13 protein-coding genes are annotated in these 15205 nt (G+C 62.4%); 8 read left to right on the top strand and 5 right to left on the bottom strand.

Annotation, left to right across the window (positions count from 1 at the left end; all coding sequences use genetic code 11):
- Positions 1–19 precede the first annotated feature (19 nt).
- On the top strand, positions 20–730 hold the full coding sequence (locus HY067_01690) for a hypothetical protein (GenBank protein MBI3526660.1): 711 nt from the start codon (positions 20–22) through the stop codon (positions 728–730).
- A gap of 302 nt (positions 731–1032) precedes the next feature.
- Here HY067_01690 and HY067_01685 read toward each other — a convergent pair whose 3' ends face one another.
- Together HY067_01685 and HY067_01680 are read right to left on the bottom strand one after the other, a co-directional pair.
- Positions 1033–1500: a DUF4440 domain-containing protein gene (locus tag HY067_01685; GenBank protein ID MBI3526659.1), complete on the bottom strand. Its 468-nt coding sequence runs from the start codon at positions 1498–1500 to the stop codon at positions 1033–1035.
- Between the two features lie 137 nt (positions 1501–1637).
- Entirely contained in the window at positions 1638–2615 is a 978-nt protein-coding gene (locus HY067_01680; GenBank protein ID MBI3526658.1) for a hypothetical protein, read from the bottom strand.
- A 280-nt stretch (positions 2616–2895) separates the two neighbouring features.
- Between HY067_01680 and HY067_01675 the strand changes: the two genes are divergently transcribed.
- The 4 genes from HY067_01675 (at position 2896) to HY067_01660 (ending at position 6425) form a co-directional block, all read left to right on the top strand.
- A complete protein-coding gene (locus HY067_01675; GenBank protein MBI3526657.1) occupies positions 2896–3345 on the top strand; it encodes a nuclear transport factor 2 family protein in 450 nt (149 codons plus the stop codon).
- Between the two features lie 46 nt (positions 3346–3391).
- Positions 3392–3589: a DsbA family protein gene (locus HY067_01670; protein MBI3526656.1), complete on the top strand. Its 198-nt coding sequence runs from the start codon at positions 3392–3394 to the stop codon at positions 3587–3589.
- 206 nt (positions 3590–3795) lie between these two features.
- Positions 3796–4539 (top strand): EAL domain-containing protein, encoded by a 744-nt coding sequence (locus tag HY067_01665; protein ID MBI3526655.1) that lies wholly within the window; start codon positions 3796–3798, stop codon positions 4537–4539.
- A 242-nt stretch (positions 4540–4781) separates the two neighbouring features.
- On the top strand, positions 4782–6425 hold the full coding sequence (locus HY067_01660) for a hypothetical protein (protein MBI3526654.1): 1644 nt from the start codon (positions 4782–4784) through the stop codon (positions 6423–6425).
- 95 nt (positions 6426–6520) lie between these two features.
- Here the strand turns inward: HY067_01660 and HY067_01655 are convergent, their stop codons facing one another.
- Genes HY067_01655 through HY067_01645 form a run of 3 tightly spaced genes read right to left on the bottom strand, consistent with a single transcriptional unit; the run spans position 6521 to position 12518 of the window.
- Positions 6521–7990 (bottom strand): efflux transporter outer membrane subunit, encoded by a 1470-nt coding sequence (locus tag HY067_01655; GenBank protein MBI3526653.1) that lies wholly within the window; start codon positions 7988–7990, stop codon positions 6521–6523.
- 11 nt (positions 7991–8001) lie between these two features.
- Complete coding sequence (locus tag HY067_01650) at positions 8002–9198, bottom strand: efflux RND transporter periplasmic adaptor subunit (protein MBI3526652.1); 1197 nt, start codon at positions 9196–9198, stop codon at positions 8002–8004.
- A 23-nt stretch (positions 9199–9221) separates the two neighbouring features.
- A complete protein-coding gene (locus HY067_01645) occupies positions 9222–12518 on the bottom strand; it encodes an efflux RND transporter permease subunit (protein ID MBI3526651.1) in 3297 nt (1098 codons plus the stop codon).
- Between the two features lie 180 nt (positions 12519–12698).
- Here HY067_01645 and HY067_01640 point away from each other — a divergent pair, with 180 nt between their 5' ends.
- The 3 genes from HY067_01640 to HY067_01630 all read left to right on the top strand — a co-directional run bounded on the left by HY067_01640 (position 12699) and on the right by HY067_01630 (position 15157).
- Positions 12699–13325: a TetR/AcrR family transcriptional regulator gene (locus tag HY067_01640; GenBank protein ID MBI3526650.1), complete on the top strand. Its 627-nt coding sequence runs from the start codon at positions 12699–12701 to the stop codon at positions 13323–13325.
- A gap of 702 nt (positions 13326–14027) precedes the next feature.
- Complete coding sequence (locus HY067_01635) at positions 14028–14831, top strand: EAL domain-containing protein (protein ID MBI3526649.1); 804 nt, start codon at positions 14028–14030, stop codon at positions 14829–14831.
- A gap of 167 nt (positions 14832–14998) precedes the next feature.
- Positions 14999–15157, top strand: a complete 159-nt coding sequence (locus HY067_01630) for a hypothetical protein (protein ID MBI3526648.1) — start codon at positions 14999–15001, stop codon at positions 15155–15157.
- Positions 15158–15205 lie beyond the last annotated feature (48 nt).

The following is a 15205-nucleotide window of genomic DNA, read 5'->3' as shown; positions in this document are numbered from 1 at the left end:
AAAACCCTATGGAGGAATGATGACAACAACAAGAGGAATTTCCGGCGGTGTGGTCTTGCTCCTTGCCGTAATGGTCGCCGATTGTGCGACACCGAAGAAGGTGGCGGAACCCGTGGTCGAGAAAGACATCAGCCGCGTGATCACGCTCAGCGACGGCACCACCTGTGTCGAACCCGCCGGACTCGCCGAGACCCGGCAGTCTCCGGCTGCGGTGCAGCTCACGGAATTGTTCGAATCCGATGCGAAAGCCGACGAAGCGCTGACCAAGGCGAAGGAATTCAAGCTCAAGCACGAAGACGTCGAGGCGGTGTACTTCGATGCCTGCCGCGCCTACTCGAACGCTGCGATCAAGAAGGAAGCATTCGAGAAGGACAGGAGGATCTATCTCGAATTGCGGCGGCAACTCGTCGCGCAGGGCGTGAAGGAATGGCAGGACAAGAAGGAGGGCATCGCCGATCCGGGCAAGCTCTGCCTGGTCACGCTTCCCGACACCGATCCCGACCATCGCAGCTTCACGCGTGTCATTCCCGCGAATTCCTCCGTCAACGATTGCGCGCAGCTGGCAAGCAAGAGCGGCAGCAGCGAAATCCTGCTCGGCTGCACCAAGGGGCATTGGGAAAACACGTGGGCGAAGCGACCGATCGCAGTAGGCCCGACTGGTACGAAGACCCGGAATCTTTCCGTAAAAGGGTCGTCCTACGCTCCCGATCCGGATTGCGGCTGGAACTAGCTGGCGAAGGGACGACCGGAGCCGATGGATATCCCGGTTCCACCAGTCTCATAACGTAGAGAGCATTGCACCCCCAAGTATGGCCAGGATCACGATGATCCAGGGGCTGACGCGCCAGACGACGAGAAGCAGGAACGACACCAGGGCCAGCATCGATCGTACGCTGCGCTTCTGTCGCAGCGTCTCCCATCCAGGCCGCGAGGGCTCCCGGAATTCCCGCCCGCAGGATCCCGAGCGACATGCCCACCTGGCTGCTGGCCGGTCCGGAATTCCCCGTCACGGCGTGATCCGGCATGGTTGCGTCAACGGAAACGCAGGGCGTTCTCCGGCGCATGCGTGGCGGAGAGGAATATTTTCCAGCCGCTGGCGGTGTTCCACAGGTCGTAGGTCACGGCGACCCGCTCCAGGATCGAACCGTCCGCGCGATAGCGGACTGAAATTCCGCTTGCCAGTGCCGTCTGCGTGTCGATCAGGCGCACCTCCAGCGATTCCCATTCGCTGCGTTGGTAGCCGCGGGCGACGAAGCTGCGCAAATAGCCGTCGAAGAAGGTTTCCTGGTCTGCGCGGGTGGCGCGGATCACCGGGCCGCCTTTACTCACGCGCATTGCCGGCTCGAAGTAGAAATCCGCCACCGCGTGAGCGTCGTGGCGGCTCCAGGCCTGCTCATAGGCCTCGAGCGTCTGGCGCACCGCATCTTCGTCGCCTGCGGCTGCATTGGCGCTGAACGCAGCGGCCGCCATGCAGAACACGATGCTCCGGATCGTCGTCATTCGACCTCCTCGATTTCCATGGGTCCCCGAACCATTCGCGCCAGTTTCCTATTGCGCGAGCGGAAGTCCGCCGTTTCGTCGCCGCGCACGGGCGACACAGCCCGCGCCGGCCTCATTGTCCGGCGTTCACACACCGCTTACTTCGCGCGCTTGTAATCCTTCGGCGGCGCAAACAGCGAATCGTGCAGCGCTTCCATCCTGTGCGACTTCACTTCCGACATGAACGTGAACAGCGGCTTGTCGCCGATGTCTTTCATCGTCTCGTCCATCGAGCAGGCCTCGCCGGCGAAGTTCCACTTCACGTTCATCAGGATCGGCTGACCCTTCACCTTGTCCAGTTTTTTCGCTCCGGCAAGGAACACGGCACGATCCGTGGGACTGACATTCGGAGACAGATAGCTGCTGATCATCCTGCCCACCTCGGGCGGCAACACCACCATCCTGTCCGTATCGCTGTCGATGCCGAGAATTTTGTCGTGCGCGCGGGCGTAGGCTTTTTCCAGTGCCATCGCGTCTTTCATCGTCGGCGTGACCGGCGTCGTCCACAGGTCGATGCTGACCGTACTGGTGGATTTGCGCGAGGCGTTGTCCCTGAACGTGACCAGCCACTTCACTTCGTACTGCTCGGTGTCGAAGCCGTTGATGCTGCGCTGCTGTCCGGTCGGTTCGACGGAGAAAGTCGTGTTGCCAATCTTCAGCCTGCATTCCGCGTCCCGGTCCTCATCCGCTGATTTTCTCTCCGGCGACTTTCTCGGGATCGGGCCGGGACAGCCCTTCAGCGGACATTCGACGTACTGCTTGTTCTTCGCGTCCAGTGTCCATGCCAGCTTCCGTTCCAGCCGCTCGATGCGCGCGTCGGCGTTGGCGCTACCCAGCAAGCGCGTAATGGTGCCGGCGCTGCCGGCCGTCGATTCGCTGCGCTGCATGTTGGACCGGGTGTAAGTGCGAGTCGTGCTCTCGAACACCGGAAAGCCCTTGATCCCCGCGTTGACCAGATGCGTTTCCATCACCGCCGTGGGATTGATGGGCGTCGGATCCGGATCCTTTGGGGCAAGGCCAGAACAACCGGCCAGAACCAGCGCGATGGCGACACCGCTCGCCCTACTGCGAAACATGAACTTCTCCGTGCCGAAACGATTGGATTGACAGATCGCGCAAGTGTAACCGGAGTTCCGGCAGGAGCGAATCGGCGCCTTTGCACGAATCCTCCGAGGGCTGCGAGCCCGGGGGAATCGCCTACAATGCAAGACGAAGGGGCGCCCACGGGATTCCGGAGATGCCGGGTAAAATGAAAACCCCCGTACGAAGTAAGCGAAGAATTACGCAGTAGAGCTCTTGACCCGGCCTGGCATTTTATTCACTGCCGGCCACCAACAACAACGAGGAGATGACAACATGTTCAACCTTATCCGTGCACTCACCAACTTCTTCATCCTTCGCGCCGCCGCTGACAGCGGCGCGAAGGAATGCAGCGGCACCATCACCGTCGACGAAGCGCTGAAGGCGGAAGAAGCGCGCTTCAAGGCGCAGATGAGCGGCGACGGCGCCGCCATGAACAAGCTGTTCGGCGACGACCTGGTTTACATTCACTCGAGCACTGTGGTCGACACCAAGAAGAGCTTCATCGAATCCATCACCTCCGGGAATGTGAAGTACCGCAGCATGCACCAGGGCGAATCGAAGGTCCGCACCTACGGCGCAATCGCCATCGTCAGCGGCAGCGCGAAGTTCGAGGTTACGGTGAAGGGCGAAAACCGCACGCTGGATCTTCTCTACCACGCCATCTGGGCCAAACGCATTGCGGGCGCGCAATTCGTGTCGTGGCAGGCGACGAAAAAGGCCTGAAAGGCCGTGACGGTCGCGGCCAAGGGCCGCGTTCGGCGACCTGCAGTTGTGGGGCAAGCGCTATGGCATGCCCTTCACCCCGACTCCGCATTTCCCGGTCAACTCGCTGATGGCGTTGCGCGGCGCGGTGGCGATGCAGATGCGCATGCCGCGGGAATTCCTGCGCTATGTGGACCTGATGTTCAAGGCGATATGGGAAGCTCACCGTGACTTCAACCGGCGGGACGAAATCGCCGCGGCGTAGCGGAAGTCGCGTCTGTTCCGATCGGCGGCGCGGCGATGGTGCCGCACGGTTTTCCCCGTATGATTCAGGATATCGGTCTGCCGCCGTCGGTGGATTGGGCGAACAACCGGCAGCGGAGGGCTGCGCTGAAAGCTCTCCCGAATCGAATGGATGTTCGCGATGCACGCTTGATCCCGAAAGCCTGATACTTGGACGCAACTGCCAATATGGATGCGGAACCGGAGACACAAAAGGATATCGCCGATCGCCTGATCTCGGCGTTGCAGAAGGACGAATTCGTCCTCTACACCCAGACTATCGTTCCGCTCGGAGCGCCGCAGAAACAGAGGCCGTTCCAGGAGATCTTCGTCCGTTTCAAGGAAGAGGACGCCATGTTGCTTCCGCCGGGAACGTTTTTTCCCGTTCTCGAAGAGTGCCACCTGCTGCCTTATCTCGACCGCTGGGTGGTCAACCGCCTGGCTCGCTGGGTACGCGGCGCATTGCGCGTCAAGGCGGATTGGGAAGTCCCGCGCAGCAATGTCAATCTCTCCGGCGAGACGCTCCTCGATGCGGAATTCGGGCCCTACGTGCGCAAGTACGTTGTCGACTCGTTCCTGGCCAAAGGGGCGATCGGGTTCGAGATTACATGGGACACCGCGCTGAAGAACGCGACGGGGCTGCGGCGCCTGATGGGAGAACTCCGGCATCACGGTTGCAGCTTTACCCTTTCCGCCATTGATGGGAGCGACGAATCCCTTGCAGCGATGAATGCCTTCACACCGAATTTCGTCAAGATGAGCGCGACGTCCGTCGACCCGGCCAAGATGCCTGAAATCCAGCGCCGCAGCTATCTGGCCGGAAGCAAGACCATCGTGGAACATGTGGAAAACGACCAGGTTCTGGAGCACCTGCGCCGATCGAAAATCGATTTTGCCCAGGGATTCCAGATCTCCCCTGTGGAGCCGCTGTAGGGTTGACACGAGGTTCGAGGGATGAGGTTCGAGTGAAAGCACTAAACCTTAGGCGCTCTAGAATCCAACTCGGCTCTGTTTTCCTCGTAACACCCGCAGGACCGTAGGTGGTGGCTGGTTGTTCGTGTCTGGCAGGTTTTTACCTTTCCTCTTTCCTCTCACCTCTATACTTTGCCCTTGATCTCGTCCGATCCTCGGCTATAAACAGAATTTGGGATTGGTAGTTCTTCTGGGGGGAAACCATGAGCAACCCGTACCTTGCGGCGGCGGTTGCCGCTCTCGTGATTCTTTTCGCGCCCAGGCCTGCTGCGGCCCACGATGACGACGTATCCTCTGGTAAATCTAACGAGGTAATCGGCAAGGTTCATTTTCCCGTTTCCTGTAACGAGGCCGCACAGCGCGAGTTCGACCGCGCGGTGGCGCTCTACCACTCGTTCTGGTTCGATCCGGCCAACGAGTCCTACAAGAAAGTCCTTGAACTCGATCCCACCTGCGGCATGGCCGATTGGGGATTGGCCCTCTCGGCGCTGGGCAATCCGTTTGCCTGGCCGGCACCGGCGAAGGCGATGCAGGCCGGCTCGGGATACATCGAAAAAGCGCAGCAGGTCGGTGCCCGCAGCGAGCGCGAGAAAGGCTTCATCGATGCGCTCGCCGCCTTGTTTGCGAACTGGCAAGACGCCGAGCACAGGCCGCGTGCGCTCGCATGGGAGCAGTCGACGGCGAAAGTCGCGGCCGCCAATCCCGACGAAATCGAAACGCAGATCTTCTATGCCCTCGCCTTGATCGCCAATGCGCAGCCCACCGACAAGACTTTTGCCAACCAGCTGAAGGCCGGCGCCATCCTGCAACCCCTGTTCGAAAGCCGCACCGACCATCCGGGCGTCGCGCATTACCTGATCCATGCCTACGACTACACCGGGTTGGTGGACAAGGGCCTGCCCGCGGCGAGACGTTACGCTTCCATCGCGCCGTCTGCACCGCACGCGCTGCACATGCCGGCGCACATCTTTACCCGGCTCGGGCTCTGGGAAGATTCGATCGAGACCAACAGCGCCTCCGCCAAAGCCGCGAAAGCCGAAATGCATACGCCATCGTTGAGCCTCGGTTCCTACAACGCCTTGCACGCGATGGATTACATGATGTACGCGTATCTCCAGCGCTCGCAGGACAAAGCGGCGCAGCGGCTCATGGACGAAGTGTCGGAAATCCAGAAGCTCGACGCCGCCAATTTCCCGGCAGCCTATGCCCTGGCTGCGATCCCGGCACGGTATGCGCTCGAGCGCCGGCGCTGGGAAGAGGCGGCGCAACTCGAGTTGCGGCCGAAGGACATGCCTTGGAAACAATTCCCCCACGCCGAAGCTGTGAATGTCTATGCCCGTGCGCTCGGTGCCGCGCGTAGCGGCAAGCGTGACGTCGCAGCGGCGCATATCGAGCGGCTGAAACAACTCCAGGCAGAACTGCAGAAGATGAAACTGGGATACTGGGCGCAACAAACCGAGATTCAGATTACCGCCGCTTCAGCCTGGCTGGCCTTTGCCGACGGCAAGAACGACGAGGCACTGGCTGCCATGCAAAAAGCCGTCGAGCTGGAGACGAACAGCGACAAGCATCCCGTCACACCCGGCCCGCTGGTGCCGGCGCGAGAACTGTTGGGAGAGATGTTGCTGGAAATGGACAAGCCGCACGCGGCCCTCGCCGAATTCTCGCGCGAAACGGCAACCGAACCCAATCGCTACCGCGCCATTGCCAACGCTACCCGCGCTGCCGAACTCTCTGGCGACAGGCAGATGGCCCGCGCGCTTGCCGATCAACTGCTGCAACTGACCGCGAAGCGCGATACCGAACGACCGGAGCTGTTGCAGGCACAGCTGCTGCTCAGTATGTAGCGGAACTACAAGGTTCGAGGCACGAGGGCCGAGGGAAAGATCGTTTCACTGAGTCCTAAGTCCCTTTTTTCCTACTCCTCACCTCTACTTCGTGATCAGTTCGCCGCGGCGCGCGGCTCCATTACCGTGCCGCGGTTTGCTTCCTGCCAGCCGCCGCCGAGGGCCTTGATCAAGCCTACGCTCGCCACCAGGCGCTGGCCGTCGATCTGGGTGGCGAGGCGTTGGGTGGCGAGCCGGGTGCGTTCGGCATCGACGAACTCCAGGAAAATCACCAGGCCGGCTTCGTATCGTGTTGCGGAGATCTCGGCAGTTTGCTGTGCGGAGGCCAGTGCGCGTGCCTGTGCGCCGGCCTGCTCCGCGAGTATTCTCAAGCCGGAGAGCGCGTCTTCCACATCCCCGAATGCGCTGAGTACGCGGCTGCGGTATTGCGCCAGATTCTCCTCGTAGGCGGCCTTGGCCAGATCGACGTTGCCCTTGATGCGTCCGCCATCGAAGATCGGCAGCGAGACACCCGCACCGAGGAATCCGGCGGTGCTGCCGGACTTCAGCAGGTCGCCTAGTTCCGTGCTGTCGAAGCCGAGCGCGCCGGTCAGCCGGATGCTCGGGAAATACGCGGCCTTGGCGACGCCGATCTCGGCGTTGCGCGCGGCCAGCAGCCGTTCCGCCTGCGCCACGTCGGGACGGCGCACCAGGAGTTCGGAAGGCAGCCCCGCCGGGATGGCCGGCGGCGCGAGGTTCAGCGGATTCTCGGCAAGCGCGAAATCGGCGGGTGGTTTGCCGATCAGCACCGCGATCGCGTGCTCGATCTCGGCGCGGCGCCGGCTGACGCCGATCGATTCAGATTCCGCCGAGGCGACTTCGGTTTGTGCGCGCGTGACGTCGAGTTCGGTACCGATGCCGCCCTCGTAGCGGACGCGGATCAGGTCCAGCGCCTGGCGGCGGATGCCGATGGCACGGCGCAGCACGTCGCGTTCGGCGTCGAGCGAGCGCAGCGCGAAATAGTTCTGCGCGATGTCGGCCTGCAGGGTCAGCAGTACCGTGAAGTAATCGTCGGCGCTCGCGTCCAGGCGGGCGTCCGCGGCTTCGACCGCACGGCGCACGCGGCCCCAAATGTCGATTTCGTAGGAGGCATCGAGCGGCAACCGGAAATGGTTCGCCGTATAGCCGATCACCGGCGTGTTCGGCTGCACCGGACGGTTTTCCGAGTAACGATCGCGCGAGACGGCCGGATCGAGCGTCACCTTCGGATAGAAGTCCGCCTCCGACACCCGCGCGATCGCGCGCGCCTGCATAACGCGCGCCGCGGCCGCCCGCAGATTCGGGTTCTGGATCTTTGCCTGGTCTTCCAGCTCGTTCAGTTTCGTGTCGCCGAACACTTCCCACCATGTGGCCGGCAATGCTTTCGCACTATTTACATCCTGCTGGCTGGATTCCTTCCACGCCTTGGGCGTGCCGGTTTCGGGGCGCTTGTAATCCGGCCCGACCGCGGCGCAGCCGGCCAGCGCCAGCAGCAGCACCGGTACCGCGAGCCGGCGCGGGCCCAAGTAACTGCATGCGCGAGACATGTCCTGGCCGTTCATTTTTTCTGTTCCGGTGCAATCGCCTTGACGACCACGCCTTCGCGAAGGAAGTCGGGCGGATTGGTGACGATCTGTTCCTTCTCGTCGAGGCCGGCGATGATCTCGACCTGCTGGCCGAAATCGCGGCCCAGGGTCACCTTGCGCATGTGCACGACGTCGTTCGCCACTGCGGCGACCTGCGGGCCGTCGGCGCGCATGATCAGGGTGTTCGACGGAAGGATGATGGTGGGCTGGGTCTGGTTCACCTTGAAACGCACTTGCGCGTACATGCCGGCCAGCAATTCGCCCTTGTCGTTGGGCACCTGCACTTCGGTCAGCAGCGTCTTCGACTGCGCGTCGAGCGCGCCGGCGGTGCGCGCGACCTTTGCGGGGAAGGCCTTGCCCGGAAACTCCTGCAGCATCACGTCCACCGGTGCGCCGGCCTGGATCAGGCGCATGGAATTCTGCGGCACGTTGACGTACAGGCGCAGGGTGCCGGTCTTGGCGAGCTTGTACATCCAGCGCGCCGGATCGTTGGCGCCGGCGTTGATCAACTGGCCGACCTCCACGTTGCGCGCGGTGATGGTGCCGGAAAAGGGCGCGACCACGCGCTGGAACAGTTTCATTTCCTCCAGGCGTTGCACGTTGGCTTCACTCGCCGCGTAGTCCGCCTTGCGCGCTTCGTATGCGCCGATTTTCTCGTCGACTTCCTGCTGGGACACGCCTTTGCGGGTGAGCAGCGCCTGCCAGCGTTCGGCGGTCGTGCGGTCCAGTTCCAGGTGCGCTTTCACCTGCGCGAGGTTGGCCACTGATTGCTTAAGCTCGTGGTCCACTTCCGGCGTCTCGATCTCGGCCAGCAACTCGCCCTCCGCGACTTTGGCACCGATGTCCACGCGCCAGCGCTTCACGTAGCCGTTGGTGCGCGCGTAGATTGGCGTTTCCTGGTAGGGGAGCAGCGTGCCCGGCAGGTTCACTTCGGTGGCGGCGTTGCCGCGCATCGCCGGGATGACCGACACGGTCGGATGGTTGTCCTTCGCCACATCCGCTACTGCTTTCTGCGTCTGCAGCCGCGGGATCAGGCCGATGCCGAACAAACCGGTCAGTACCAGCACTCCCGCGACCACCGCGATGGCGACAGTGCGATAACTGGTGCTGCCGGCCGGCCGGCGGTGCGCCAGGGCTTTCGTGATTTCTTCAGTGGAGTCGTTTTCCATGGCTAAACCTCTATGTCGAATGATCAACCGGCCTGGGGCGCAGTGTTCAACTGCGGCTCGGGCGCGTGGTGCAGGCGTTCGCGGATCAGCGTGAACACCGTGGGTACGAAAAACAGCGTGGACAGGGTCGCGAAAATCAGACCGCCGATGACGGCGCGGCCGAGCGGCGCATTCTGCTCGCCGCCTTCGCCCAGGCCCAGCGACATCGGCACCATGCCGATGATCATCGCCGAGGCGGTCATCAGCACCGGCCGCAGCCGCGTGAATCCGGCGGCGAGCGCGGCATCGTGCGCGGACTTGCCGGCGCGCAGCTGCTCGTTGGCGAAGGTGACGATCAGGATGGAGTTCGCAGTCGCCACCCCCAGGCACATGATCGCGCCCATGAGCGAGGGCACGCTGAACGTCGTATGCGTCATGAACAGCATCCAGGCGATGCCGCACAAGGCGCCAGGCAGCGCGGTGATGATGATGAAAGGGTCGGTCCACGACTGGAAGTTCACCACCATCAGGAAATAGATCAGCAGCGCGGCGAAGACCATACCGTAGCCCATGCGCGTAAAAGCGGTGTTCATGCTGTCCACCTGGCCGCGCACCGTGAGCTTGGTGCCCGGGGGCAGTTTCGGCTCGACGGGTTTGCCGTCCGGACCCTTTGCCTGCGCCGGCTTCGCGCACATCCACGAGGTCAGCATGCCAGGATCTTTCGGGCAGAGCGCGCTCTTCCACAGCGGCGGCTTGGCCGGCAGGTAGTCGGCGAGGACCTTGTCGATCTCGTCGGACACGGAACCCAGGTCGCGGCCTTGTACGTTGGCGAAAACGTCGAACACCGGCTGGATGTCGTAATGGCTCACCACGGCCGGTGCTTCGCGCCGGTCCACCGTCGCCACGTTGGAGAGCATCTGCATGTTCACCGATCCGCGGCCGGGCAACTGCGTGTTCATCATGTCTTCGATTGAGTCCAGCCTGTACTGCGGCGTCTGTACCGCGATCGGGTAGGTGACCCCGGTCTTCGGATCCGGCCACAGGTTGAAGTTCACGATCGAGCTCGAAGACAGCGCCACCAAAAGATTATTGGCGACGTCGCGCTGGGTGAGTCCCAACTCGGCGGCGCGCGAGCGGTCCACGGTCACCTGCAATGCCGGGGCATTCAGGATCTGGTGCAGATGCACGTCCACGGCGCCGGGGATGGCCTTCAACTTCTGTTCGATTTCGCGGGCGATGCCGTAGAGCTTCGGGTTGTAGCCGGCAATCTGCACGTCCACCGGCGAAGGCAGGCCGAAGTTCAGGATCTGGTTGACGATGTCCGCCGGCTGGAAGAAGAAAGTGACGTCGGGAAAGCGCTTCGGCAGTTCGGCGCGCAGCAGCTCCACGTATTCGGACGTGGACTTGTGCCGCTCGGGCTTGAACGAGATCAGGATTTCGCCGTCCGCGGCACTGATGGCCGGGGTGTCCACGAAGGCCATGTTCACCGGTTGGGGCTGGCCGATGTTGTCCATCGACAACGCGATGTCCTCGGGCGGGATGATCTCGCGGATGGCTTTCTGCACCCGGGTGAAGACCTCCTCGGTTTCCTCCAGGCGCGTGCCCGGCGAAGCGTTCACGTGCATGCGGATCTGGCCGGCATCCACCTGCGGGAAGAAATCGCGGCCGATGAAGGGCACCACGGCCAGGCTGGCCAGGCCGACCACGCCGAACACCGCGAACAGCGCGACGCGGTTGTTGAGGCCCCAGTCGAGCGAGCGCACGTAGCGTCCGCGCAGACCGTCGTAGCCCGCCTCGAAACCGCGATGGATGCGCGAGAACACGCCGCGGCCTTGGGGTCGGTTAGGTGAATCGCCGCCGTGTTTTTCCCCGCGCAGGAGATACTTGGCCATCACCGGCACAAGCGTGCGTGACAGCACGTAGGAGGCGAGCATCGCGTACACGACCGCAAGCGCGAGCGGCGTGAACAGGAACTGGGCCGGGCCGGTGAGGAACACCACCGAGACGAACACAATACAGATCGCCAGGGTGGCGACGAAGGCGGGCACCGCGATCTGTTGCGCGCCGTCGATGATGGCCTGCTCGAGCGGCTTGCCCATTTCCACGTGGCGGTGGATGTTCTCGATCGCCACCGTGGCATCGTCCACCAGTATGCCGACCGCGAGCGCCAGCCCGCCGAGCGTCATGATGTTGAGCGTCTCGCCGGTCAGCGACAGGATGATGAGCGAGGTCAGGATCGACAGCGGGATCGACACCGTCACGATCATCGTGCTGCGCCAACTGCCGAGGAACAGCAGGATCATGACGGCGGTCAGCAGCGCGGCGATCAGCCCTTCGAGCACCACGCCGTCCACCGCAGCCTTCACGAACGAAGACTGGTCGAACAATTCCTTCATCTCGATGTCGGGATAGGTGGCGCGCAGCGCGGGCAGCGCGTCCTTGATTCCCTGCACCACGTCCAGCGTCGAGGCGCCGCCGGTCTTCAGGACGGTGAGCAACGCGCCGCGCCGGCCTTCGCTGCGCACCACGTTGGTCTGCACGCCGAAGCCGTCGCGCACGTTGGCCACGTCGCGCACGTACACCATCGAGCCGTTGACGTTCTTGATGGGCACGTCGTTCATGGCCGCGATGTTCTCGGGGTTGCTGTTCAACCCGACCATGTATTCCTTGGTGCCGATCTTGGCGCTGCCGGTGGGCAGGCTGAGGTTCTGCGCGGCGAACGCGTTGGTGACGTCCATCGGGTTGAGGCCTCTGGCGTTCAGGGCCTGCGGATCGAGGTCCACCATGATCTGGCGCGGCTTGCCGCCGAAAGGCAGCGGCAGACGCGAACCCTTCACCGGAGCGATGGCTTGGCGCACGCGATACAGGCCGAAGTCGTAGAGCTGAGCTTCGGAGAGCTTGTTGCTGGCCAGCAGCAACTGGATGATCGGCACGCTGGAAGCGTCGTACTGCAGGATCAGCGGCGGGATCGTGCCCGGCGGCATGCGGCGCAGGATGGTCTGCGACATGGCGGTGGCCTGGGCCACGGCGTTGGCGATGTCGACTCCCGGCTGGAAGAAGATCTTGATCAGCGCCGCGCCGTTCACCGTCTGCGACTCGATCGACTTGACGTCGTTGACGGCGGAGGAAACCGTGAATTCGCTGAACGTCGTGATGTATTTCTCGAACTGGGCCGGCGGCAGGCCGCTGTATTGCCAGATGATGCTGACCACCGGGATGTTGATCTTGGGAAAGATGTCGGTCGCCATGTTGCGGATGGCGACGATGCCGAGGATCAGGATGAGCAGCGCCATCACCACGAAGGTGTAGGGGCGGCGCAGGGCAAGGGTGACTATCCACATGGTTGGGACGCCTTTCGAACTGGTTTCGCCGCCGGGAGCGATCGTGCTCGTGGCGGCGGGAGCGGGTGATATGATGGCGCCTGGTTAACGAGACGCCACGGTTCAGAAGCCCATCTTAAAACGAGACGGACCGTTTTGTAAAATACACTTCGTTACAATCGACCCAGGAAGAGCCGGACTATGCCCAAATCCGCCACGACTGAAATCCTCGACGACGACGCCAAAGCGTTACGCGGCAGGCCGCGCAGTACGGAATGCCACGGCGCGATCCTCGATGCGGTGCTGCAGCTCATGCAGAAGGACGGCTACAACGCCGTCACCATCGAAGGCGTCGCCCGCCATGCCGGCGTCGGCAAGCAGACCATCTATAGATGGTGGGGGTCGCGCGCCGAGCTCATCCTCGAGGCCTTCGCCAACCATGCCGCCGACCTGGTGCCGACCCCGGATCGCGGATCGCTGCGCGAGGACCTGGACGTGTTCATGAATGCCGGATTCAAGCGCCTCTCCAAGGACTACGGCGCGATCATGCGCGGCCTCATGGCGGACGCGGTACTCGATGCCGACTTCAACAAGATCCTCCGCGTGGCCTTCATCTCCAAGCGCCGCGCCGCCACCCGGGAGATCCTGCAGCGCGGGGTCGAACGCGGCGAGATCACCAAGGGTGCCGACCTGGAACTCATGACCGACATGCTGTTCGGACCGGTTTGGTTCCGGCTGCTGGTGCAGCATGCCAAGCTGGATGCCGGCTTCGCCCGCCAGCTCGTCCAGGCGGTCATTACCGCTTTCGAGCCGAAGCGCGGGCGTTAATTCCGTCGCGAGCGCGCGCTCGGCCAAGGTCTTCACGAAATTCACGATCCTCACGATATTTATGGGCGAACGCCCGGTTATGGTCGACGACCGGTTATGGCGCAGCCGGTTATGGTCGAAGACCGGTATCCCCTGGAATCCTGTGGAATCCCTTGCGGAATCCCCTTGTGGGGCACGACATTCACGGCCAGCCTAATCAGGCTGGCATGTTAGGCAGGAAGGATTCAAGGGAATCAGCGCCGCGATGACATAACATTCATGCCGAGAAGGAACGAATAGCAGGGGACGAGTAACGCCCGCGGGATTCCGAAGGATTCCAGGGGATACCGGTCTTCGACCATAACCGGCTGCGCCATAACCGGCCTTCGACCACAAGTGCTGAGGACTGAGTAAGGGCCCAAGGACATCGGTCTTGCTTCACGCTTTTGCCCGGTCCGGACGTCTGCGTCTCAAGTCCTGCAATTCCCGCCTTTACTCAGTCCTCAGCACTCAGTCCTGGTTTTACCACGTCACGTTCCTTCTGACACTCCACGGCACTTACTACCGGCATCACGAGGGCGTTCGATCGGCCTCTGACCCGTAGTCCCGGCCGCAGGCCTTTCTGTGCCGGCGGAAAATTTTTTCGCACTTTCATTTACTTCGCATATTGTGTAGCCGTTAAAGACTGGCGCCCGGCCCGCCTGCGCATCGGTGGCATGGGGCTTGCCAATTCAGAAGCTTCGCATCCACACGCTGGAAACCGACAACCGCGACACCCGACAAATGCACAGTGAATCCGATCCCCAGAAGGACATTGCCGACCGGCTCTTGTCGGCGCTGCAGGAGGACGAATTCGTCCTCTACTGCCAATCCATCGTCTCGTTCGTTCCGGAAGCCGATGGCCGGGCGTTCAACGAGATCTTCGTCCGCTTCCAGGAGGAGGATGCCAAGCTGTTGCCCCCGGGCACGTTCTTTCCCGTGCTCGAAGAGGTCGGCATGCTGCCTTACCTCGACCGCTGGGTGGTCAACCGCCTTGCCCGCTTTGTCCGCGCCGGGTTGAAGATCAACCCGGACTGGGACGTCCCGCGTTACATCGTCAACCTGTCGGACGAGACGCTCGCCGATGAGGAATTCGGGGAGTACGTGCTCCAGTATGCCGATGATTCTTACCTGTCCTGCGGGGTGCTCGGCTTCGACATTTCATGCGACAGCGCCCAGGCCAACCGGGAATCGCTGCTGCAACTCATGGAAGAACTCCGGCCGCATGGCTGCAGCCTGACGGTGGCCGGTTTCGACGGCAGCGATGCCTCGCTGGCGGAGCTGAAAGCCCTCGAGCCCGATTTCGTCAAGATCAGCGCCACCGCCGTCGACCCGGCAAGGGTGCCCGAGATCAACCGCATGTGCCATGAGTTGGGCGCGCAAACCATTGCCGAGCACGTGGAAAACAGCCGGGTGCTGGATCATCTGCGCCGCTGCAAGATCGATTTCGGCCAAGGGTTTGGGTTGGCGAAGGTGGAGCCGCTCTAGCTTCAGGGCCGAAGTACGAGGGCCGAGGTCCGAGTCGGGATTGATTTAAGGCACCGAATCTTTGTGCATCTACTCGAACCTCGAACCTCGGCCCTCGTACCTGCCTTTACCCCGTCACGGCCTTCACGACAGCCAACCCGACCCAGAAGCCAAGATGGATTCCCGACGTGGGCGCGACAGCCGTATGTGTCCTTGAAGAACATTCATCCCGGCGAAATCCTGCTCGAGGAATTCTTGGCGCCGATGGACATTCCGATTACGACCTGGAAGAAGCACGCAAACAACTGGGCCGGAAGATCGATGCCATCGAACGGGTGGTCGCCTGACTACCAGTAACCGCTGTTACGACAATCACGTAGTCACATTTATGGCCG

It is taken from the genome of Betaproteobacteria bacterium (genome assembly GCA_016194905.1).
Lineage (GTDB): Bacteria > Pseudomonadota > Gammaproteobacteria > Burkholderiales > JACQAP01 > JACQAP01.
The sequence above is the reverse complement of the archived record's forward strand: the minus strand, read 5'-3'. Positions and strand labels throughout refer to the sequence as shown.